This is a genomic window from Bacillus sp. LL01, assembly GCF_001037965.1.
On record NZ_LFEL01000005.1, the window covers coordinates 213710 to 237817 of the forward strand.

Here is a 24108-nt window from a genome sequence, read left to right on the forward strand (position 1 = left end):
AAATCGAACCAGCTTATTACACCATTTTACAATAGATTAGTAGATAAGTGTCAAATGAGCTCGGCATTTCTGGAGAAAAAAGGTAGAAAGTTTTTCCTATTTTGGGTTTCCTTCAAGGATTCTCCCGATATTTGGCGAATGGTAAGAGAAAGCAATTAATTTTTAGGGGGATATTTAGGTGAGCGTTCATACAGATTTTGCAAAAGCATTTATAGAAGATCCATACTCCATTTTTAAACTGGCCCATGAAGTACAGCCTTTCCAGTGGTTTCATTTTTTTGAAGCACAAGGGTGGCTGGTGACAGGATATAAGGAAGCGGAATCAGTTCTTAAGGATTCCAGATTTGTAAAGGAAGTGAGAAATCTTGTTCCTCAGGAGGAAATGCCTGCAATACTCGAGACATTGATGCCTGTTGTCAACTTGACGCGGAACATGATGCTTTTCCGTGATGCTCCAAACCATACAAGACTACGAGGGTTGGTGACCAAAGCCTTCACACCGAGAATGACAGAGCGACTGAGGCCGACCATTGTGGAGATGGCAAACTTTCTGTTGGATAGAAGAAAAGGTCAGACTAATCATGAACTGATTCGTGACTTTGCCTATTCCTTGCCCGTCATGGTTATCACCGAGCTGATTGGGGTGCCAAAAGAAGATAGGGAACTGTTCCGTCTCTGGTCTCATTCGTTTGTGAAATTTATTGATTTCAACACAACACAGGCCGATTTAGAAGAGGTGGCTCCTCATCTTCAAGAGGCGGACCTTTACATGCGAAAGCTCATTGGCAAAAAGCGTGTGAATCCTTCCGAAGACCTGTTAAGCGGACTTATTGCTGTATCTGATGCCGGCGATAAGCTGAATGAGGACGAAATGGTCGCCACTTGCTTATTGCTCTTAATTGCAGGTCATGAGACGACGGTGAATCTTATCACAAACGGTTACTATTTGCTGCTCAATCATCGCGAGGAAATGAAGAAACTATTGGCAGACCCTTCCTTGATCGGAAATGCGGTTGAAGAGATTCTTCGTTACGACCCACCGGTTCTACTCACCACAAGATGGGTTGGAGAAGACATGGAGCTTTGCGGACAGCAATTAAAAAAAGCCCAAGTAGCAATGATTGCCTTGGGAGCAGCAAACCGTGATCCTGAAGTCCATAAGGATCCTGATGCATTCAATGTGTCCCGGGAGAATGTGAAACATCTTTCCTTCGCTTCCGGTGCCCATTTTTGCTTGGGTGCCCCACTTGCTAGGCTCGAAGCGGTGGTGGCATTGCAGGTTCTGCTCGAACGCTTGCATGATGTGGAGCTGGTGGAAGAACCGGTGAGACGAAATAATGTTATTTTTCGGGGGTTTGAGGCATTGAGGTTTAGTGGGGTTGTGAGGTAGTGGTGTTTGAACGGGGCAGTCGCTGTGTGGCGGCTGCTTTTTTTAGTGCGATTGGTTGTAAATGCAAACACCATTATTGAAGAATTGAAAAAACCACTCCAACACACGGAGTGGTCCTAATTTATAACTTCCACTTATTTCCTTTTAAATCCACCAGTCGCACCCTGCTTTTTGGACTTCCCTTTAGACTTTAACGCAGGTTTAGATCCTGGCTTCTTCCCCACTGGCCTCTTTGTACTGCGCTCCTGTGCAGGCTTCTTTCCACCAGGTTTGCCGCGACCGCCGCCGGATTTCCCAGGCTTCATGTCCTCTTCCTTCACAAGTTTTCCACCGAACACGACACGTTTTTCAAGCGTCAGGCCAAGCTCTTTTGCGAACTGCTTTAGCTTACGCTCCTCGCGTTCGCTAACAATGGAGATGACAGTACCTTCCGCTCCTTGGCGGCCGGTTCTACCGGATCGGTGTACATAGTTTTCCACTTCTTCCGGCAGGTCATAGTGGATAACATGACTCAACTCTTTAATATCAAGACCGCGGGCTGCCACATCTGTTGCAAGCAGGATCGGGTACTCGTCTTTTCTGAAGTTCTTCATCGCATTTTCGCGTTCCTGCTTGGAGGATTCAGAATGCAAGGAGCCGACGTTCAGCTGTTTATATAAGAGCTTTTCCGTCAATACGGCAAGGTTACCGATATCGCGGACAAACGCTAACGCCTTGATTCCAGGTTGACGAAGCAGATTGGCAAGCACATTGGCTTTGTCCCGCTGATCAACAACCGCGTACAGGTGCTCCACACGCACTGGTGGCATGTCTTCTTTAGTAATCTTCAATACAATCGGTTCCTTCAACAAACCTATTGCCTGCTTTTCCGTTTCCTCTTTTAAAGTGGCGGAAAACAATAACAGCTGTCTTTCCTGCATAGAGGACTTGATGATGTTTTCAATTGTTTTCTTATGCTCCGGAACAAATAACTGATCAGCCTCATCCATGACAATCGTCGTGACTTCATGCATTTTTATTTTTTTCAGTTGAATGAGTTCCTGAAGACGACCTGGTGTTCCCACAAGGATTTGCGGTCGTTTTTTCAGTTTTTCAAGTTGGCGTTTGACGTTCGCTCCACCGATGAAGGACGCGCCAGTGATCTCGCTTCCTTCTGTCCATTTCTGGATCTGCTCGAGAATCTGCATGGCAAGCTCCTTGGACGGGGCCACAATTAAAGCTTGTGGATGCTGTTTGTTCAGATTGATGCGCTCAATGATCGGCAGCAGGTAGGCTAACGTTTTCCCTGTACCTGTCGGTGATTCGACGAGAACATCCTTCCCTTCAAGGATGACTGGAATTGCCTGCTCCTGAACTGGTGTTGCAGCAGCAAATTCACTATTTTCCCAAATCTTCTGTATGAACGGTTGTACTGTATTAATAAATGTAGTTGACATTATTATCTCCTTTATAACCCTCAGTGGGGTTTTACGCTATTCTCCATTCTACCCTTTTTTATGGGAGGTTCCAATAGAAATATCGTTGTCATTTCCGTTAAAAAGATACATGTTTTACATCAATTTGGAAAAATTATGTATAGCAACGTACAAAGAGGAGGAATTTTATCATGGAAGCAAATCATTTCAACGAACTTCCAAAGTCGCCGGAACCGTATTGGAGAGAGTCCACAAAACTAGGTTCTTTTCCTACATTACAATCCAACAAAAAGACGCAGGTATGTGTGGTTGGAGGCGGAATTACGGGCATTACCACAGCCTATCAACTCGTCCAAGAAGGACTGAAGGTGATTTTGATAGATGCCGACCAGATCCTCAATGGCACAACCGGCCATACGACGGCAAAAGTGACGGCGCAACACGGCCTCATCTATGACGAGTTCATTCAGCATTTAGGAGAGGAAAAAACAAAGCTTTATTATCAAGCCAACCAGGAAGCGCTCCATTATATTAAAGATCTTGTAGATCTAAAGCGGATTCAGTGTGATTTCAGTGAACAGGATGCATACATTTATTCCTCCACCGAGCAGGATGATCAGAAGGTGTTGAAAGAATTCGAGGCATATCAGAAACTTGGCATTGAGGGTGATTTGAAATATGATATTCCTTTTTCCATTGAAACCAAGTCGGTCGTGGTAATGAAAGGCCAGGCACAATTCCACCCACTGCAGTACTTGCAGGTATTAGTCGAGGAAATCGTGGAAAAGGGCGGGGAAATCTATGAGCATACTGTGGCAACTGATGTAGAAGACTCACGAGGTCTTGCTGTTGTAACGAAAAATGGCGCGAAAATAGAATGCGACTACATTGTTGCAGGCTCACATTTCCCTTTTTATGATGGAAAAGGTTTCTTTTTTACGCGAATGTATGCAGAGCGTTCATATATACTGGCTGCCAAAACGGAGAAGGAACCCCCGGAAGGCATGTATTATAGCGCAGGTCAGCCTTCGAGATCTCTTCGCTATGTAAACATCAATGGTGAAAAAGTGGCATTGATTGGCGGTGAGGGCCATAAAACTGGACAAGGGGAAGATACCTTAAAACATTATGAGGCTCTGAAAAGCTTTGGGGATGAAGTCCTTGGGATAAAAGAGATCCTTTATCGCTGGTCGGCACAGGATCTTTATACATTGGATAAAGTCCCTTATATTGGCCGAATCACTTCCGGTCATCCGAACATACTGATTGCAACAGGCTTCCGAAAGTGGGGCATGACGAATGGAACCGCAGCAGCACTTCTGTTACAGGACCTGATTCTTGGCAGGAACAACAAATATGAACAATTGTTTTCTCCATCCCGCTTTGTCGCTGATCCTAGTCTGAAGAAATTCATCAGTACCAATATGGATGTGGCTGGTCATTTGATTGAAGGCAAGCTAGATCGACCTTCCAAAAAGCCTGAGGATCTTGGGCTTGACGAAGGTGGAGTGGTTATAGTAAACGGACGCCGTGCTGGAGCTTATAAAGATGAAAAAGGGGAAGTATTCTGTGTCGATACAACTTGCACGCATCTTGGCTGTGAAGTCGAGTGGAATCATGGCGATAGAAGCTGGGACTGCCCTTGCCATGGATCACGTTTCTCCATTCACGGCGATGTGCTAGAAGGTCCAGCTGATAAACCTTTGGATAAGATTTAAAGGTGTATTTTGTTTTAAGTAGGATGTTTTCTAAAAGAATTTGTTATTGGTAATAAAGTTTGACCGTTCCTTTTCGCTGCAGCCACTCGCTTTCCGCGGGGCGGTGCTTGAGCCTCCTCACTGCGTTGCGGGGTCTCAAGTCTACCGCTACCTCCCGCCGGAGTCGAGTGCCTTCCGCTCCAATCCACTAGTTTCTCTAAATATTTTTAATAGCAATTTTTTAAAAGTATATAGAGTAGTGAGTTTCTGCTTTTGGAACATGTAGAAACCCTGTTGATCGGAGTGGAAGGCGCGCAGACTCCTGCGGGAGGAAGGGACAGGGGAGACCCCGCTTGCCGAGGAGGCTCCCGGACCGCCCGCGGACAGCGAAGCGCCTGGAACGGAGAGCAACAGAGAAATACCAAACTAAAAATAAAGCGGTTTTGTTACTGTTACCCAACAACGGAAGCCTCACTCTCCTGCTCCTCCTGTCTGACAGGCGGGAAGGAAATTTTCACTTCCGTCCCCTTCCCCAGCTCACTTGAATAAGCCACTTTCCCATTCATCGTGTCGATTATCCTCATCGATACTGTCGTCCCAAGCCCCGTGCCCTTGTCCTTCGTTGTATAAAACAACGTACCAATTCGGGAAACCTGTTCCTTTGTCATCCCTTTTCCGGTATCCTTGATGACTATTTGAATTCCTGTCTTTTGGTTGGAGAGCAGTTTGATATACACTCTTCCGTCCTGAGGGGTCGCCTCAATCGCGTTCTTCAAAATATTTACAAGTGCCTGTTTGAACTGATTTTTATCAGTTTCCATAAAGACATTTTTCTCAAGATAACTTTCCAGGTGAATTCCATCCTTTATAGCCAAAGGATTCAGAAGCATTTTCACATCATGGAGTAATTCACCAAGATCCACTTTTTCTATCTTTTTGAACTCCGGTTTAGCAAAATTGAGGTAATCATTGATTATAGACTCAGCCCGGGCAAGCTCGCTTAGAATAAGCCCGGTGTACTGAAAGTTCTTCCCCTTATCGTCCCTGTGCATGAGCTGCAGAAACCCCTTCACAACCGTTAAAGGGTTTCTGACCTCATGAGCGATAGAAGCGGCAAGCTCTCCTAATGTATTCAGCTTTTCAGCTCTCCGTATCTCCTGTTTCATCAACTCCCGCTCCAACACCGCTTCGTGCAGCATAGAAGCAAAGCCGACACCTACCACTTGTATAAGACCGAACAAAAGAATATAGAGCAGAAGATTAGGTCCTTCACTTGCACCAGGCGGCTGAGTCAACAAATACGCTATCAGTATCGCCAACATGACAAAATTAGGCCATAGTCCCACAAGTACGGCCAGCCCTATTCTTTTTTTCTTGGTTTCGATCCTATTGAAACGTCTCAACAATAAAAACGGAACAGAAGCGGCAACAAGTCCACTAATATAACCGAAAGTCAGTGCATCCCCACCAAGATATGTCCTCGTCCCAAGGATGGCAGCCAGTACAATAATTCCTGCTTTCGGCCCCCCATATAGAATCGCCAATACAAGCGGTATATAGCGGAGGTCCCAATATAGACCATAATCATAAAAGGCAAACAGCAGACATAAGCTTGCTGAAAGTCCTTGCAGGATCCCAATAAAATATGGGGATTGCCCAAATCTTCTGTTCTCAGAAACGACATAGTAGATTAGTACCGGTGCCAATATGATCAATACATGTAAAAGTAGCTTTTCCGCCAACATTCAAGCCCGCTCCTAACTTTGCCAAGAATATGTATATAATATGGTTTCGACAATGTTAAGGAAAACCCTTGTGCGTTCGAGTGGAAAGTGTATATATTTTACTAGTTTTGCTTCATTCAAACCTTTTTTTCAACATATCGTGATTGATTTCCCCATAAACACAGAAACAGTAGTAAAATTATCCTATAAGTCTATTGGAAGAAACGGAAATCAACCGCCGACAACCATGGGAAAGTCGTATATTTTCTTTTTAAAAGGCTGTTTTCGTAAACTTTGTTGCTATTTCGTATTTTTACAACGACCGTTATATCTGTTGCTGTCGTGCTCTTTTCCTGGTTATTCGGAGAGATTGCATGATATTTTGAAAGTAGATACACTGTGAAAAATCCAAAGGCCGATTTTTCTTGGTAAAAAGTCCAATTGCCGACTTTTTACAAGCGAATAGCAACAATCTTTGAGAAAAGAGCCTTTTAAAAAAGCCCTCAGCCATTTTAAAAAAAACGGTGAGGGCTTTCTGCATTATCCTTTAAGAAGCTCTTTCATCATCTTTCTTGTATTCCTCCGTCCAGAACTCCGCATTCTTGATTCCCAGTTTGTCAGGATTGAATGTCGGGTCTAGACCCTGTTTTCTTTGCTCATCATAGTCTTTCAATACTGCCAGGGCAGGTTTCGCCAGGAGGAGAAGTGCGATCAGGTTGAGCCATACCATCAAGCCGAGTCCTATGTCCCCAAGATCCCAAGCGATTTGCGTACTTCTGACCACCCCAACGTACGTTGCAAACAAAAGAACCAATTTCAGAATGAACATCGGCACCTTGTTGCTTCTGCCTCGCATGATATACGCTACGTTCGTTTCTGCAATATAGTAGTATGCCATAATCGTCGTGAAGGCGAAGAATAACAACGCAATCCCTACAAATCCTGCACCAAAGCCAGGAAGAGCGGTTTCAATGGCAGCTTGCGTATAAGCAGGACCAGCATCTACATTAGCTCCTAGGTTATTTGCAAGAAATTGACCTTCATTGTTCGGATCCACAACGTTAAATGCTCCTGTGAAAAGGATCATGAATGCTGTTGCGGAACACACTAGAATTGTATCGATATAAACAGAGAATGCTTGAACAAGACCTTGTTTCGCAGGGTGAGATACTTCCGCAGCTGCAGCAGCATGTGGCCCTGTCCCTTGACCAGCTTCATTCGAAAAGATTCCACGTTTTACACCCCAAGCAATCGCGGAACCGATGATTCCACCGAATGCGGAATCGGCACCAAAGGCGCTACTGAAAATCAAACCGAATACAGCCGGTAATTCTGTAAAATTCATTGCAATTATAAGAAATGCCACTAACATATAGGCGATGGCCATGAAAGGAACCACAAACTGTGCAACCGATGCAATACGTTTCACTCCACCAAAAATGATAAGTCCAATTACAACAACAAGTACTACAGCAATAACATGTTTATTAATACCAAATGCATTGTTCAATCCTTCTCCAATCGCATTTGCTTGTAACCCCGGCATCAATAAACTCATCGCAAGAAGTGCTGCGAATGCGAAAATAATTCCATACCATCTCCAGCCGATACCTTTTTCTATGTAATAGGCTGGTCCCCCACGATATTCCCCGTCCTGCTTCGTTTTGTACACTTGAGCAAGCGTGGATTCGATGAATGCACTGGCAGATCCGATGAATGCGATCATCCACATCCAAAATACTGCTCCCGGTCCTCCCATTGCAATTGCTGTGGCCGTACCAGCGATATTACCAGTACCTACACGGCCTGATAAGGAAATTGCTAACGCTTGGAACGAAGAAACACCAGCACTAGACGATTTTCCGGAGAAAATTTGCTTAACCATATCCCCAATAAGTCTTACTTGTACAAATTTTGTCAAAACGGTAAATAACAATCCGACTCCTAGACAGAAGACTATCATAGGTGTACTCCATAGAAGACTTACTAAGCCGCCAATCGGATCTTGTAAAAATGCATCCAAATTATAATCCCCCTTTAACTTGTTTGTAATATTTAGAATTTTCATTCTGTACAGATTATAAATCATATTCGGGAAATAGACAATACATGTCTCCATCATCCTTTGAGCCATTGAGACAAAAACCTTTATATAGCGACAGATTTCCCGGGAAAAATCTACGTGTTTTTTTTGTTTTTAGAAGCAGGGTTAACGCAAAAAAAAAAAGAAACGGTGCAGCCGCAACAATCAATCTCGTCACGACGCTACCGTTTATCTTTACTATCCAACATCCTTCTTCAACTGACTCGTAAACAGTTCATAGTAAAACCCTTGCTCCTCTAGCAATTCATTATGCGAGCCCTTTTCGATGATTTCGCCTTCCTTCAGGACCAGAATCTGGTCGGCACTCTGAATGGTATTCAGACGATGGGCGATGACAAAGCTCGTTCTTCCCTCCATCAAACGTTGCAATGCTTCTTGAATTTTCATTTCAGTGATCGTATCAATGCTGCTTGTTGCTTCGTCCAGCACCAAGATTGTAGGATTAGCCAGCACTGCACGTGCAATGGACAAGAGTTGCTTCTGCCCTTGGCTGATACCGCTTCCGTCCTGTTTCAATTTGAAATCGTAGCCACCAGGCAATTTTCTGATGAATGAGTGAGCATTAGCCATCTTGGCCGCTTCCTCTACTTCTTCATCCGTTGCATCCAGCCTTCCGTATCGGATATTTTCCCGGACGGTCCCCTCAAACAGAAACGAATCCTGCAACACGAATGCCATATGCTTTCGAAGGTTCGACCGTTTTATCTGGTTGATCGGATGGCCATCCAACAAAATACTGCCGCTATCCAAATCATAGAAACGGGAAATCAGGTTGATGACCGTGGTTTTACCTGCACCAGTCGGGCCGACAAATGCGACCGTCTCCCCCGCATCTACATGAAAGCTAATATTACGGATAGTCGTGTCATCGTCGTCATAGGAGAACGACGCATCTCTGAATTCCATCTCCCCTTTAACAGAGTGAAGCTCTATCGCTTCTGTCTCATCGCTCTCTTCCTCTTCTTCATCCAGGACATCAAACACACGCTCCGCACCAGCTACCGCAGACAAAAGGGTGTTGAATTGGTTGGCAAGGTCGTTGAGCGGTCGGGTGAACTGTCTCGAATATTCCGCAAAAATGACGATGACCCCGATGGTAATTCCAGACTGCGTGTTCAGTGCCAGAATCCCCCCTACACCTGCGATGATGGCGAAACTCAGATTGTTCAGCATATTCATCAGTTTGGGGATAAAGCCTGAATAAGTCTGCGCCCAGTAAGCGGATTTTCTCAGCTTCAGGCTTTTTTCGGTAAACTCCTCCATCACCTTGTCTTCCTGCGAGAACGTTTTGACGATCCGCTGACCGGAGATGGTTTCTTCAATATATCCATTTAGTTCCCCTAGGTTCTTTTGGGTCTGTTTGAATAGGGGACCTGTCCTGTTTGTGATCCATTTGAGTCCAAGGAACATGACCGGTACTATTATCAAAGTGATTGCTGTCAACAACGGGCTAAGATAAAGCATGACAGACACCGTTCCAACCAATGTCAGGATACTAGAGAAAATTTGGATCACTGAGCTGTTAAGTGTGGAACTCACATTTTCCATATCATTCGTTACCCGGCTCATCAGTTCCCCGTGCTGCCTTTTATCAAAATAAGGAATTGGCAGCTTATGAAGGTGTTCAAACAGCTGCGTTCGCATTTTCAGTACCGTATTTTGCGCGATTCCAACCATCCAGTAGTTTTGTAGCCACATAGACAGGGAGTAAAAAATGTAGATGAACACGAGGCCGATCAAAACATTTAAAAGTCCGGCTGTATTTTGTTCCACTACATAATTATCAATCGCCATCCCAACAATGAACGGCCCTAACAATCCCAGTACCGAACTTATTAATACCATAAGCAGAACAAGCAGCAGCATGCCTCTATTCTCTCCAAGGTATCTCCACACACGCTTTATGGTCCCTTTCCAATCCTTCGCTTTCGCCTTCGGATTAGCTTTACTAGCAACGGCTGCGCTACTACTTATACGCTTCGACATGCTCTGCCACCTCCGTTCCAAACTGTGACTGGTAAATTTTCTGATAAAGTTTCGAGGTTGCCAGGAGTTTGTCGTGGCTTCCCTCTTCCAGCAGTCTACCGTCTTCAATAAGCAATATTTTATCGGCTTCCATGGCCGTACTTACTTTTTGCGTAACAATAAATATTGTGCAGTGATATTTTTTGATGGCTGCAAGCAACTTGGCTTCCGTCTTCAGATCAAGCGCACTTGTACTGTCATCAAGCATAAGAATTTTTGGTTTTCTCACAAGGGCGCGAGCAATGGAAAGCCGTTGCTTCTGCCCACCGGAAAGGTTGACCCCTTTTTGTCCGAGAACCGTCTCGTACTTTTTCGGCAGGCGGTCGATTGTATCATGAATCTGTGCATCCTTTGCCACCTGAATGATTTCCTCCAATGTCGCATCTTCTTTCCCCCAGGCAATGTTGTCTTTTACAGAGCCGGAGAAAAGGAGTGCTTCCTGCGGGACATACCCGATCTGCTTACGTAGACGTTTCAAGGAAAGATCCGTCAGATCCGTCCCATCCACCCGGATAATCCCTTTGTCGACATCATAAAGCCTTGGAATCAGCTGGAATAAGGAGGACTTCCCTGCACCTGTCGCTCCCATGATCGCAACCGTGGTACCTGCTTCTACATGGAAGGAGATCTCCTCGAGCACCGGAATTTCGGTGTTGGGATAGCGGAAAGAGACATTGTCAAACTCGATTTCCCCGTTTAAGAAGGTTGCCTCCTTATCCACATTTACTTTATCCACAAGGTCTATCTCTTCATCCAATACATCCGTTATACGGTGAGACGACGCTTTCGCACGGGCAAATGCCATGATGATAAAAGAAAAGATGGAAAGTGCGCCGGTGATTCTGGTTGCGTAGTTGACGATGGCCACAACCTCCCCCACCTGAGCGCCGCCATTTGAGACGCCAATGCTACCAAACCAAAGAACAGCAAGAATACTTCCGTTCATGATAAGCAGGAGAATCGGCATCGTGACTTCCATAAGACGAAGAGCCGACACGGTCTGGTCCTTCAGTTCCTCACTTGCATTGCCGAAGCGCTTAATTTCATGCTTTTTACGGAGAAAGGCTTTAATCAGACGAATTCCGCCAAGGTTTTCCCGCATGACGTTGTTCACACCATCCAGCTTCTCCTGAACGGATTTGAATAGTGCTCCCCCCTTCTTCATCATCCAGACAAGGAAGATGAACAGGACAGGGACGCCGACCACAAGAAACAGGGCCAGCTGCCAGTTGACTATCAACGCCATCACCACACCACCGATGACAAGCAACGGTGCGCGCAGCATGATCCGCAAGCTCATGAACACCGTATTCTGAATTTGTGTCACATCATTGGTCATTCTTGTAATAAGCGAGGATGTCGGAAAGAGACTGAAGTTCGCAAATGAAAACGATTGTATTTTCCCGAAAAGTCCCCTTCTGATATCAAACCCAAAGCTTTGACTGACATGGGCGGCAAAGAAGGAATTTATGACACCTGCAGCAAAGGCGATAAAGGAGAATAGCACCATGATGCCTCCCCACTTCATGACGGCATCAAGATCTCCTGTCAGTATCCCTTCGTCAATAATTTTTGCCATCAGCAATGGATGCATCAGCTCTACAACCAATTCCGTCAGCATTAGAAACAATGCGATTACCACTGCCAGCTTATACGGTTTTAAATATGAAAAAATTTTCCCCATAACACGTGTTCCTCCAAATCTTTCACTATGTTTAGTCTGCGTTGAAACGATAAAATCTATTTTAAACGCGTTTGATCTTTCGTTTAGCGAAACGAATATCTTGAATTTTATATATTATTTTATTATCATACCTTTATTACTATGTTTTTTAAATAGTTTGAATTATTATTATTGGTAGGAAGTTGAAAAAAGTTGGATTCCTTTTTAACTCCCTGTAGATTTCCGTTCCAGGTGTTCGCTTTCCGCGGGGCGGTGCTTGAGCCTCCTCACTTCGTTGTGGGGTCTCAAGTCTACCGCTACCTCCCGCCGGAGTCTCACACCTTGCACTCCAATCAACAGGGGAAACTGGATTTACTATACTTTTCTATCAGAAAAACTTATATCCCAAATTATAAAGGAGGTTTTACCTATGAACCACCCGAAACTCTCTAAGCTTGTGGATGATTGGTTGCCGAATGCGACCATTGAGGAGTTACAGGCCGCAATGGACTCTGGGGAGGTAACAGCGAAAGAGCTGGTTCTAATGTATCTTTATCGCATCAGCCAGTATGACAAAAAAGGGCCAAGTCTGAATGCGGTGCTTGAAATCAATCCTGATGCCGTATTCATTGCGGAAGCGCTCGATTTAGAAAGGGAAAGGTCTGGCTCGCGCGGTCCCCTTCATGGTATTCCTGTTCTATTGAAGGATAATATCGACACCGGTGACAACATGCACACGAGTGCCGGTTCCTTGGCTCTCGAACATCATGTGGCAACAGAAGATTCCGCGGTTGCAAGCCAGTTGCGGGCAGCAGGTGCTGTCATTCTTGGTAAGACGAATATGACCGAATGGGCCAATTTTATGACAGAAAAGATGCCGAATGGATATAGCTCCAGAGGTGGACAAGTCCTCAATCCATACAGTCCTGGTGAATTTGATGTCGGTGGTTCCAGCAGCGGTTCAGGTTCTGCGGTAGCGGCCGGTTTTGCAGCTGCTGCAATTGGGACGGAGACTTCTGGATCGATTTTGAGTCCGGCAAGCTCGAACTCGGTTGTTGGAATCAAGCCTACTGTTGGATTGGTCAGTCGCAGAGGCATCATTCCTATCTCTTTCAGCCAGGATACAGCCGGCCCGATGACCAGAACGGTTACAGATGCCGCCATCATGTTGAGCGCCATGTCCAACACGGATGAGCAAGATCCGGCAACTTTGACGAATCCGAGTCCTGGGATATCCTACACTTCCTTCCTATTAAAAGAAGGGCTAAAAGGAATGCGAATAGGTGTTGCTCGTGACCCATATTTCACCTACTTTTCAGATGAAGAAGCACTCATAATGGAGGAAGCCATCGCAAGTCTTCGTAACAATGGCGCTGAAGTAATCGGTTCCATTGATATTCCTTTTGCAAAAGAAGCATGGGATTACCATACACTGTTTTATGAATTCAAACCGAGTCTCAATGCCTACTTACGCAGAACAAGTTCAACAGTGCCGATTAAGAGTTTAAAGGATTTAATCGCATTTAACGAAAAGGATTCCAACAAGATGTTGCAGTATAAGCAGACCGTCCTGGAGGAGAGCGAAAAGCATAGCGGTACCTTGACAGAAGAAGAGTATATTTTAAGCCGTGAAAAAGATCTCTACCGCTCAAGGAAAGCGGGGCTTGATGCTGTTATGGAAGAGCACCAGCTAGATGCTATCTTGACGCCGAACAACTTCGGTGCTGGCATTCCTGCCAAAGCAGGCTACCCATCCATCACCGTTCCCGGTGGCTATACAAAGGAAGGAAAGCCGGTTGGTGTGACTTTTACAGCAAGAGCCTTTGAAGAAAGCACCCTCATCCAGATCGCCTATGGATATGAACAAGTTACGAAACATCGAAAAACACCTGTTTTGAAGAAAGGGGTAAAATCATGACAACAGCCACCATCACCTCCTATTTGTCGGAGCATAGAGAAAAGCATTTGGAAGAATTGATGGACCTGCTTTCCATTCCAAGCGTGAGCGCACTTCCTGCGCATCATGCAGACACATTGCGTGCTGCAGAATGGATGGCAAATTCCTTAAGGAAGCTTGGCATGGATAATGTGGGGCTTCATCCTACAAAAGGCCACCCAATTGTGTATGGGGAATGGTTGAAAGCGGATGATAAACCGACTGTGCTGATCTACGGGCACTATGATGTGCAGCCTGTCGATCCACTACATTTATGGGATACCCCGCCTTTTGAGCCTGCAATCCGGGACGAGCGCATTTATGCACGTGGTGCAAGCGATGATAAAGGGCAGACCTTCATGCACCTGAAAGCGTTGGAGGCAGTCCTTCAGACGACGGGAACCTTGCCGTTCAATTTCAAGTTTTGTATAGAGGGCGAAGAGGAAGTTGGGAGCCCGAACCTGCCCGCTTTTATCGAGGAAAATAAAGAGATGCTTGCAGCCGATGTTGTAGTAGTTTCGGACACATCGATGATCGAAGAGGACAAGCCGACCATCTGTTATGGTCTGCGTGGGATGTGTGGATTCCAGCTCGATATAAAGGGACCGAAGCGCGACCTCCACTCCGGGCTTTACGGTGGGGCAGTGGCAAATCCGATTCATGCGGTGGTGGAATTGCTCAATTCATTCCATGACGGCAATGGAGTGGTGACGGTCGATGGGTTCTACGATAAAGTTGTGCCTTTGACATTGGAAGAGAAAGAGGCATTTGAAGCAATTGGGTTTAATGAGGCTGCGGTAAAAGAGGAAGTCGGCGTACAGGAGTTTTACGGCGAAAAGGGCTACAGCTTTTACGAACGAACATGGGTCCGCCCGACGCTTGAAGTGAACGGGGTGTATGGTGGATTCCAAGGGGACGGCATCAAAACGGTCCTTCCTTCTGAGGCTCATGCGAAAATCACATGCCGTCTGGTGCCTGACCAGGATCCGGATGAGATTCTCGCTCTGTTGCAGGAGCATGTTACCATGCATAAGCCAGCTGGCGTGGAAGTTTCGGTTTCCCTTTTTGACAAAGGAGCACCGTTTGTCACACCTTTCAACCACCCTGCCATCCAAGCGGCAAGCCGTGTCTTTGAAAAGGTATGGAAGGTCCCGACAACTTTTACGCGTGGTGGCGGATCTTTGCCGATTGTATCGACGCTGGACGAAGTGTTGCAGGCTCCGATTGTACTGATGGGTTTCGGCTTGCCGTCTGATAATGTCCATGCACCGAATGAAAATTTCAAGCTGAAGAATTTTGATAAAGGGCTGCTGACGCTTTGTGCGTATTGGGAGGAGTTGGCAGCGGTGCTGGATGTGGAGTGAGGGAGAATTGACGGTTGGTGGTTTGAGATAGGTGGATTGGCGGAGAAGGCGAGGAATAAAGTAAAGGTGTGCGATTGAAGATGTCTAAAAGTAGAGTTTTCAGGCACCTTCTAGAGAATGTCCGAACTTTTTTGATTCTTGACCGAAGTTTTTCCAAATTTGTCCGAAGATTTAGGGTTCTTGTCTGAACATTTGACTGAAATGTCCGAACGAATTTTTCAAATGTCCGAACCGCTCTCCTTTCTGTCCGAAGGGAGAGTTTTTTTGTCCGAACCTATCAAAAAACAAACGTATTTCTGTCCGAACACTTCACAAAAGTGTCCGAACCATTTTTGGGAGACTCAAAACCCTCTATTTTCATTAAAAAACCAGTAAAAATCAGGTCACACCCCATCACCTACACGTTCTCCTTCTTAAACCAGTTACTTACCCCTTCTACTTCCTCTTCCCTCTCGCATCCACCTTCCACATATCCACAACATGCTCTCCTTCCACAACCGTGTACTCATCGAACATGTTCGCCACCGTGCAGGCATGATTGGGGATGATTCGAACTTTGTCGTTCAATCTGATATCACTCCCAGGCCTCTCCCTGTCAAACACCGCCACCCCATGCTCCTCAGAAAGTCTTTCTATCGTTAGTTCGGGATGGTCTACCACATAGCCAAACCCTTTCACAGAATCCAACCCGTGTGCCCCTTTATCCAGACATAAGGTTTTGCTTCCGGTATCGAGAACAATCTGGTCCGGATACACACCAACGACCGAAGCGAGAACTGAAAGGGCACAGTCTTCCCTTTCCGCAACACCAAGACCGACTTGAATACTGTCAAAAAATACGGCGTTACCTGGACGGACTTCGGTAATGCCTTCCACCTTTCCGGCTATCCGATAGGTAGGCGTCGAGCCAACGCTTCTGACCGGTATCGGAATTCCCGCTTTTTCGCAAGCTTCTGCGCTACTAACCACCGCCTCGGCTTCTGCCACCGCAATACGCTCTAGCTCCTCTTTTCCTCTTGCGCCATAGGAATGTCCGGCATGGGTAAAGATGCCTCCGAGCCGAAGCTGTGATAAGAACAGGATGCCTCTAGCCAGATCGACAGCATTTGTCCCAGGCTCCACTCCGCAGCGATTTAGGCCGGAATTGACTTTGATCCAGACCTCGAGGGTGTGTCCCGTTTTCTCCAGCGCTTTTTGAAGAAGCTTGATCTGATCCAGATTGTCTACGGATACTTTCAGGTCCACCCCTTTATTCAGCAACCCGACAATCCGCTCTATTTTCGCAGGACTTGAAACGGGATATGCCACAAGAATATCCACGATACCTGTATGTGCCATCACTTCCGCTTCCTCCAGCTTTGCAGTTGTGATGCCTATTGCACCATGTTCCAGCTGCAGCTTCGCAATCTCCACGGATTTATGGGTTTTGATATGTGGCCTAAGATTTATATTGTTTTCTTTTGCAAAATCACTCATATTTCGGATATTTTTGAGCAGAACAGGGTGATCCAACAGGAGCGTTGGTGTATCGAGATTCTTCCATTCCTTGTTCATATTTTCTCCCTCCAGACCGTCTTTTCCCCACTATACCACGCAAGCGAAATCATTCACAATTTGAGGATGGGCTGTTTGGAAATCAGACAACTCCACCTGCATACATTGGTAGGAGTAATCTGGGCAAAGGGTGATAGACATGGGAATTATAAACGGCAAACAGTATCTGAATCGGATCAACGCGCTTCATGCAAATGTTTGGTATGACGGGGAACAGGTAAGAGGAAATATTTCGGAGCACCCTGCATTTGCTGGTGCAATGAAAAGTCAGGCTGCCCTGTATGACTTTCAACATGATGAAAAGCATAAAGAGATCACGACCTATGTATCCGATTCAACGGGTGATTTGGTGGGCACCTCCTTTTTACGGCCAACATCGAGGGAAGATTTGGAGAAAAGAAGAAAGATGGTGCAGCTCTGGGCGAAATCGACGTTCGGCATGATGGGACGCTCGCCTGATTATAAAAACTCGACCTTAATGGCTCTTGCGTCTTCGGCAGATCTATTGGAAGAGCAAGGACCACAGTTCCCAGAAAACCTTCGCAATTTTTACCACCATGCAAGAGAAAATGATCTGTCTTTCACCCATACATTCATCTCCCCGCAGGTAAACCGTTCTTCCTTTCATTATGAAGATGATGAAAATATTGTAGCAGCAAGGATGGTGGATAAGACTTCAGAAGGGATTGTCATCAAGGGCGCACGTTTGTTGGCGACACAAGGTGGCATCACGGATGAAATCATCATCTCCTCTTCAGGACTAAAAATGTTTGAGGAGCCTTTTGCATATGCCTTCAGTATTCCAAGCAATATGGAAGGATTGAAATTCATCTGCCGGGAATCCTTTTCGTACGATCCCTCCCAATTTAATCATCCGCTTGGATCAAGGTTTGAAGAGATGGATGCAATTGTGGTGCTCGATAACGTTCTTGTCCCATGGGAGCGGGTATTCGTTTCCGAAAATATTGATGTGGCAAACAAATTATATGGCGCAAGCAACTTCAAGCCACTTGTCACCCATCAGGTGGTGTCAAGACAAGTAAAGAAGGCGGAATTCGTCTTAGGGGTTGCCCAGTTACTGGTCAACACGATTGCCATCGGAGAGTACGGACATGTAAAAGAGAAAATCAGCGAAATCATCATCGCATTAGAGAATCATAAGGCATTGCTTCTCGCCTCGGAAATGAATGCAAAACAGGATAAGCATGGGACGATGGTTCCAGATGTGACCCCTCTTTCAGTTGCAATTGCCCAGTTTCCCAAGGTATATCCGAGATTCATCGAAATTCTGCAACTCCTCGGCGCCAGCGGATTGGTCTCCATTCCTACCGAACGGGATCTTCAATCGCCAATCCGAGCTGATATCGACCAGTACCTGCAATCGGCCACGACTGATGCACAGACCCGTATCAAACTGTTCCGCCTGGCATGGGATGTCAGCATGAGCGCATTCGGCTCCCGTCAAACTCTATACGAACGCTTCTTCTTCGGCTGCCCGACCCGACTTGCTATGGGCCTTTACCATGAATATGACCGCCACCAGCTCGTTGATGATGTTGCAAAGGAGTTGGGCTTTTAGGAGACAACCAGGATACAAGTAGTTATATAAAAAATAAAGGGGAGTCTCTAAAAAATAGGACTACCCCCTTTCTTTATTTTCCAAATATTCTATAATTTAAGTAGTAACAGATTACTAGAGAGTGAGGTTACGTCACAAATGGCGGAAATTACGATTCCTTCACAGAAGAAACCGAAAAAGAAAAGAAAGGGATGGGTAGTACTCGGTGCCATTGCCGGTGCTATCGGCACCATTGGACTTGTCTTCACCCTAATCCCGATAAACAAACAAGCAACAAAGCCCTTCTTCGAAAATAGCGGCAAGCCCCTGGTAATCGCCCATCAAGGTGGAGAACATCTCGCTCCTTCCAACACCTTGGCCGCTTTTCAACAAGCAGTGGAAATGGGAGTGGATGTGCTAGAAACGGATATACATATTACAAAGGATGGTCATCTTGTTGCCATTCATGACCCTACTGTGGACCGCACAACAGACGGACAAGGTGCCGTAGCCGACTTGACGTTGGAGAAAATCAGACAACTTGATGCTGGCTATCATTTTGTGGATTTAGAGGGAAACAACAGTTTTCGGGGAAAAGGTGTCACCATCCCGACGGTTGAAGAAATGTTCCTGGCCTTCCCTGACACCCGTATAGAAATTGAAATCAAAGACACCAATCCTCCCGAAAAGTACGAAGAGATTGCAAGAAAGCTATGGGAGCTTACAGTTCAATATAACAGGGAGGATACGCTACTTGTGGCCTCTTTTGATCAGGAAATTTTAAATACATTTACTAGCTTTACAGAAGGAAGAGTGGCCCTTGTTGGCGGAAGACAGGAAATTACCAGGTTCGTCCTACTTCACAAACTGTTTGTCCGAAACCTATACAAACCTGAAGTGGATGCCTTTCAAGTGCCACTTCAAGAGAGCATATTCGATCTGACCAATGAGCGTCTCATTCGTGACGCACAACGAAGTGGCGTACAAATGCACTACTGGACTATTGATGATAAGGACACGATGCGCTATCTCCTTGAAAGAGGTGCGAATGGAATTTTGACCAACCGGCCTGACCTATTGCTTGAAGTGATAGAGGAAATGGAGTTTTAATGGAATATGTTGCTACCACAAAAACAAAGCCCCTACCTCGTTAAAAAGAGGGCACTGCAAAACTGAAAACGAATTGTTTTTAATGGTTTCTAGCTGTGGATTGGAGCAAATAGCGTAGACTCCTTGAAAATGCGAGCATTTTCTGCGTGCGATGTATCGCTGCCGTAGCCTTCCTTGTCCTGCAGGGGAGTAGCGACAATCTTGAGACCCCGCAGGGCGCAGCCAGAGGAGGCTCAACCTCGCCCCGCGGAAATCAACAGCGGTGTTTACCCAAGAACTAAAATTCAGTACTTTTTCAGTGGCCTCCGTGGGGGCAGAGATTTGTATTGATGATGAAGTGGCTACACTCCTAATGTGATATAATAATTAGATAATAAATACAGAAACGTGAGGTTTCCCAATATGAATGGACAAAAGCGGTCAGACATTACAATCGGCCTACCAGTTAAAATCGTACTAAAACAAGACCAGCGCACTGGAAAACTGACAAGCGGGATCGTTAAAGACATTCTTACAAAATCCCCAAACCACCCACACGGCATCAAAGTCCGCCTCCAAGACGGACAAGTCGGCAGAGTAAAAGAAATAGAAAAAGCGTAGCCCCCACAATTGTTGGGACTACGCTTTTTTTAATCTATGAGGGGTCAGACCCCTCTTCAGTTCTCTACCGCTTTAACGTTCTGCGGGTCAGACCCTCTTCACCTCTCTACCACTTTAACGGCGTGAGGTTCAGACCCTTTAGAACCTTTATGCCCCTTCCCTCATTTCCTCTAGGACTTCTCGCTTTCTGCGTCTTCCTTCAATCCAGGCGAAAAGCATGGCGATGAGCATGAAGGTGCTTGAGATTTGGAACAGGGTGGCTGTTTGGACAAATTGGGCTAGGACGCCAAAGATGATGCCGCTTAGTCCAATTCCGAGATCGATGGAGGAGAAGAACATGCCGTTTGCCACCCCTCGACGGTTTTCCGGTGTAACGGATAACGTCCAAGACTGCAAGGTCGGAATCAAGGAACCGAAACCTACTCCAAACAAAGCTCCAGCCACCACGATAAACAGGTTGGAGTGTGCAAAGGACAGCACCCACATTCCTACAAATGAAAAGAACATACACATTAATACCAAGCCCCGCGGCCCATGGTTATCAAACCATTTACCTGCAATAGGACGTGACAATGAAGCCATAATCGCATTCACCAGATAGAAAAGGAAAATTTGGTCAATCCCTCTTTCCTCTCCGAAAATGACAATGAATGTCACAATCGAGCCGTACCCAAATGTAGCAATCAAGGTGATGAATGCCGGATACCAGCCACTCTTCTCAACAAGAGATCCAAAGTAGGAGAACTTCAGGTCTTCCCTTTTCGTCTTCTCCACAGAAGCAGGCGTCTGGTAGTGGACAATCGAAAGTAGCCCAAGCGCGATCAGTCCAAGTACGGCAGATACGATAATCAGGTTTGAGAACTCTGTTACCTGATATAGATAGATTCCCAAGCTCGGTGCAACAATCATCCCTATCGTAATGGATAGCCCGTAATATCCCATCCCTTCTCCTAATCGAGACCGAGGAATCACATCAACAGCGGCCGTGCCATTGACCGTTGTCGACCAGCCCCAAGCCAATCCATGAATAAAACGGAACAAGAGAAATATCACGACAATCTGGGACAATGGGTAAATCACCGTCACCGCAAGCAGCGCAACCGCCCCTATCAATACAAGAGGTTTACGTGCCCGGTACTCAAGCATATAACCGATAAATGGTCTGCTCAACACAGCTCCAATGGAAAACAAGGCTGTCACCAAGCCAATTTCAAAACCTGTGGCACCTAATGATTTTATATATGGAGGAAGGGTTGGAATCAGCATTTGAAAGGACATAAAAACAAACAAATTTCCTACCATCAACATGATGAACGCTTTTGTCCATAACGCTTCTTTTTTCTGAATCGGTACCATTCTTACACGCTCCTATTATAAAAAGACGCCCCTCTACCTATCAATAGCTAGGATCCTTTATTTAACTAGAAAAGAAGAAAATGAATCTCCACAAACGAAGATTCATTTCCTCCAAAAGGCTGCCTTTAATATATATTTCGTCTATCTAAATATTAACACAGAAGACGAACAAAAGAAATGTTAAGAACTTCCTGACCCTTCCACTCAAAAGACTTCTTAATAGTACACTCTCGCCTATTTCATGAACTTCTTCAACATCTTGATGCTCTTATCCGAATACGGCGGATACAAAAAGCTTAAGTTGAACTTGGTGCTTTTCTTCATCACACTCTTTTTATGTGAAAAAGTTTCAAAACTGTTTTTTCCATGATACGAGCCAATGCCTGAAGTACCAACTCCACCAAACGGCAGATATGGATTGGTCAAATGGGTGACAGTGTCATTCACACACCCACCTCCAAAAGATGTACCTTCAATAACTAGCTCCTCCACCTCTTTATTTTCGGTGAACACATACAGTGCCAACGGCTTAGGCCGGTCATTAATCTGTGTCATGGCTTCCTTTAGGTCTCTGTATTCTAGAACAGGCAGAATCGGACCGAATATCTCCTCCTGCATCACCTTATCTTCCCAAGAAACACCATTCATAATAGTCGGTTCCATATAGAGCACATCGCGATTCAAGCCTCCACCAGTGACCACTTTTCCCATGTCCACTAACGAAGCAAGCCGGTCAAATTGACGTTCATTCACTACACGTCCATAATCCTTACTTTGCTGCGGATCGTTTCCGTAAAAATCCTGTATCGTTTTTACGAGTGCTTTCACCAGTTTCTCTCTGACATCTGCATGAACAAGGATATAATCGGGAGCAACGCAGGTCTGACCCGCATTCATGAATTTCCCCCACGCGATCCGCTGAGCAACCACCTCGATATTGGCATCCTCATGGACGATACAAGGACTCTTGCCCCCAAGCTCCAGCGTCACCGGTACAAGCCGCTTCGCTGCCGCTTGCATGACAATCTTTCCAACCTCCACACTTCCTGTAAAAAAGATATAATCGAACGGCGCGTGAATCAGGGCGGATGTCTCCTCCTTTGCCCCCTCGACAATACTGATGTACTCCTCATCAAAAAATTCTCCGATCATTTTCGCAAGCACCTTAGAAACATTCGGGGTAAACTCAGAAGGTTTGATGACAGCACAGTTCCCCGCAGAAATTGCCCCGATCAGCGGCTCCAGCACGAGTTGCACCGGATAATTGAAAGGACCGACAATAAGTACCGTCCCATATGGCTGCGAATAGATCAGACTCTTGGATCCGGTATGGACTAGTGGCGTTTTTACCTTCTTAACCTTTGCCCATCCCTTCAGATTTTTCATGAAAAAACCAATGCTGTCGAGGATATACCCCACTTCAGACCCATACGCTTCAAAAATTGATTTACCAAGATCTTTTTTCAAAGCTTCCATCAATTCCGGCTCATATTGCTTGACCGCTTTTTTCAAAGTAGCCAGCTGCTCGAGTCGGAAATCGATATCCTTCGTTTCCCCTTTGGCAAAATAGCTCCTATGGTTTGCCAGCAGCTTTTCGACCGACTCATTTATATTGGTTGTTGATATCGTCATACAAGATTCCTCCTGTTTCTCATGGATTCAGATTATGTTATTTCTATTCTCTTACAAATAGAATGAAATAGACAAGTTTTTGATCGTTGTCAATAAAAAAAACCGGGCAAAAACCGCCTGGTCTTCTAATGCTAAATATTGAGTTATCCTCCGCTGTTCCTTTCCGCAAATGGCTGGGCTTTCCACGGGGCGACCTTGAGCCTCCTCACTTCGTTGCGGGGTCTCAAGATTGTCGCTGCTCCCCCGTGGGAGTCTCCGCCATTTGCTCCAATCCACAGCTAAAGTTCTTATGTAATTTTGGTTAATGGCTATTTCATCACTTTTTAGTAGAGATGATTTTCGTTCTTCTAACGGGAATGAAACCACCTAGTTGATTGTAGTGGAAGGCGCGCAGACTCCCGCGGGAGGAAGGGACAGGTAAGACCCCTCAGGCGGAGTGAGGAGGCTTACGGACCGCCCGCAGGAAAGCGAAGCGCCTGGAACGGAAATCAACCGGATTTGATACTTTCTTACGTTTTAAAAAAGGCTGTTTTCGTAAACTTTGTTGCTATTTCGTATTTTTACAACGAACGTAATAATTGTTGCTGTCGTGCTCTTTTCCTGGTTATTCGGAGAGATTGCATGATATTTTGAAAGTAGATACACGGTAAAAAGTCTAATTCCCGACTTTTTACAAGCGAATAGCAACAATCTTTGAGAAAAGAGCCTTAAAAAAAGCACCCAGATAGGTGCTTCCCTTTTAGTCCTCATCCTTAATATCAATATCCTCAGGAATCGGCTCGTTTCGAGTTTCCTCAACAAGTTCCTTGTATTTCTCCATCTGTTTCATATGGGTCGTGAATTGGTCTTTATTGATCAAGTAATCCGCCCCGTCAAACAATGCCCGGATTTTTTTCTGCTGTATCAGGGTTTTTACGTAAGCTTCGGAGCATGCCAGATATTCGGCTGTCTCCTTTATTGATAGGTACATGATGTCACTC

At 45.5% G+C, this 24108-nt stretch carries 16 protein-coding genes; 7 read left to right on the plus strand and 9 right to left on the minus strand.

All coding sequences use genetic code 11. The annotated features are described in order from the left end of the window. The first annotated feature begins 178 nt into the window (after positions 1-178). Complete coding sequence (locus tag AB685_RS16160; RefSeq protein ID WP_047971616.1) at positions 179-1390, plus strand: cytochrome P450; 1212 nt, start codon at positions 179-181, stop codon at positions 1388-1390. A 134-nt stretch (positions 1391-1524) separates the two neighbouring features. Here the strand turns inward: AB685_RS16160 and AB685_RS16165 are convergent, their stop codons facing one another. Next, entirely contained in the window at positions 1525-2826 is a 1302-nt protein-coding gene (locus AB685_RS16165) for a DEAD/DEAH box helicase (RefSeq protein WP_047971617.1), read from the minus strand. Positions 2827-2996: 170 nt separating this feature from the next. Between AB685_RS16165 and AB685_RS16170 the strand changes: the two genes are divergently transcribed. Further along, positions 2997-4523 carry an FAD-dependent oxidoreductase gene (locus AB685_RS16170; RefSeq protein ID WP_047971618.1) on the plus strand — a complete coding sequence of 509 codons (1527 nt, stop codon included), beginning with the start codon at positions 2997-2999 and terminating at the stop codon, positions 4521-4523. A gap of 431 nt (positions 4524-4954) precedes the next feature. Here AB685_RS16170 and AB685_RS16175 read toward each other — a convergent pair whose 3' ends face one another. The 4 genes from AB685_RS16175 to AB685_RS16190 all read right to left on the minus strand — a co-directional run bounded on the left by AB685_RS16175 (position 4955) and on the right by AB685_RS16190 (position 12039). Next, positions 4955-6247 (minus strand): ATP-binding protein, encoded by a 1293-nt coding sequence (locus tag AB685_RS16175; RefSeq protein WP_047971619.1) that lies wholly within the window; start codon positions 6245-6247, stop codon positions 4955-4957. Between the two features lie 526 nt (positions 6248-6773). After that, the gene (locus AB685_RS16180) at positions 6774-8189 is read right to left on the minus strand and encodes an alanine/glycine:cation symporter family protein (protein ID WP_128755891.1); all 1416 of its coding nucleotides are present in this window, start codon (positions 8187-8189) and stop codon (positions 6774-6776) included. A gap of 318 nt (positions 8190-8507) precedes the next feature. Further along, positions 8508-10316 (minus strand): ABC transporter ATP-binding protein, encoded by a 1809-nt coding sequence (locus tag AB685_RS16185; protein WP_047971620.1) that lies wholly within the window; start codon positions 10314-10316, stop codon positions 8508-8510. After that, a complete protein-coding gene (locus AB685_RS16190; RefSeq protein ID WP_047971621.1) occupies positions 10297-12039 on the minus strand; it encodes an ABC transporter ATP-binding protein in 1743 nt (580 codons plus the stop codon). The genes AB685_RS16185 and AB685_RS16190 overlap by 20 nt, the downstream gene beginning before the upstream one ends. A gap of 409 nt (positions 12040-12448) precedes the next feature. On the opposite strand from AB685_RS16190, the gene AB685_RS16195 reads away from it, so the two are divergent. Both AB685_RS16195 and AB685_RS16200 read left to right on the plus strand, forming a co-directional pair. Next, positions 12449-13936, plus strand: a complete 1488-nt coding sequence (locus AB685_RS16195; RefSeq protein ID WP_047971622.1) for an amidase family protein — start codon at positions 12449-12451, stop codon at positions 13934-13936. After that, on the plus strand, positions 13933-15318 hold the full coding sequence (locus AB685_RS16200) for a dipeptidase (protein WP_047971623.1): 1386 nt from the start codon (positions 13933-13935) through the stop codon (positions 15316-15318). The genes AB685_RS16195 and AB685_RS16200 overlap by 4 nt, the downstream gene beginning before the upstream one ends. A 435-nt stretch (positions 15319-15753) precedes the next feature. Here AB685_RS16200 and AB685_RS16205 read toward each other — a convergent pair whose 3' ends face one another. After that, positions 15754-16872, minus strand: a complete 1119-nt coding sequence (locus tag AB685_RS16205; RefSeq protein WP_047971624.1) for an alanine racemase — start codon at positions 16870-16872, stop codon at positions 15754-15756. Positions 16873-17011: 139 nt separating this feature from the next. On the opposite strand from AB685_RS16205, the gene hpaB reads away from it, so the two are divergent. The 3 genes from hpaB to AB685_RS16220 all read left to right on the plus strand — a co-directional run bounded on the left by hpaB (position 17012) and on the right by AB685_RS16220 (position 20140). Further along, positions 17012-18451, plus strand: coding sequence for a 4-hydroxyphenylacetate 3-monooxygenase, oxygenase component (gene hpaB / locus AB685_RS16210; protein WP_047971625.1), 1440 nt, complete (start codon positions 17012-17014; stop codon positions 18449-18451). A gap of 138 nt (positions 18452-18589) precedes the next feature. Then, entirely contained in the window at positions 18590-19540 is a 951-nt protein-coding gene (locus AB685_RS16215) for a glycerophosphodiester phosphodiesterase (protein WP_053073846.1), read from the plus strand. 402 nt (positions 19541-19942) lie between these two features. After that, positions 19943-20140, plus strand: coding sequence for a YwbE family protein (locus tag AB685_RS16220; RefSeq protein ID WP_047971626.1), 198 nt, complete (start codon positions 19943-19945; stop codon positions 20138-20140). 147 nt (positions 20141-20287) lie between these two features. On the opposite strand, the gene AB685_RS16225 is transcribed toward AB685_RS16220, so the two are convergent. From AB685_RS16225 to AB685_RS16235, 3 genes are all read right to left on the minus strand, one after another. After that, the gene (locus AB685_RS16225) at positions 20288-21496 is read right to left on the minus strand and encodes an MFS transporter (protein ID WP_047971627.1); all 1209 of its coding nucleotides are present in this window, start codon (positions 21494-21496) and stop codon (positions 20288-20290) included. Between the two features lie 234 nt (positions 21497-21730). Then, positions 21731-23107: an aldehyde dehydrogenase gene (locus tag AB685_RS16230; RefSeq protein WP_047971770.1), complete on the minus strand. Its 1377-nt coding sequence runs from the start codon at positions 23105-23107 to the stop codon at positions 21731-21733. A 760-nt stretch (positions 23108-23867) separates the two neighbouring features. Further along, the gene (locus AB685_RS16235) at positions 23868-24098 is read right to left on the minus strand and encodes an excisionase family DNA-binding protein (RefSeq protein ID WP_047971628.1); all 231 of its coding nucleotides are present in this window, start codon (positions 24096-24098) and stop codon (positions 23868-23870) included. Positions 24099-24108: the final 10 nt, after the last annotated feature.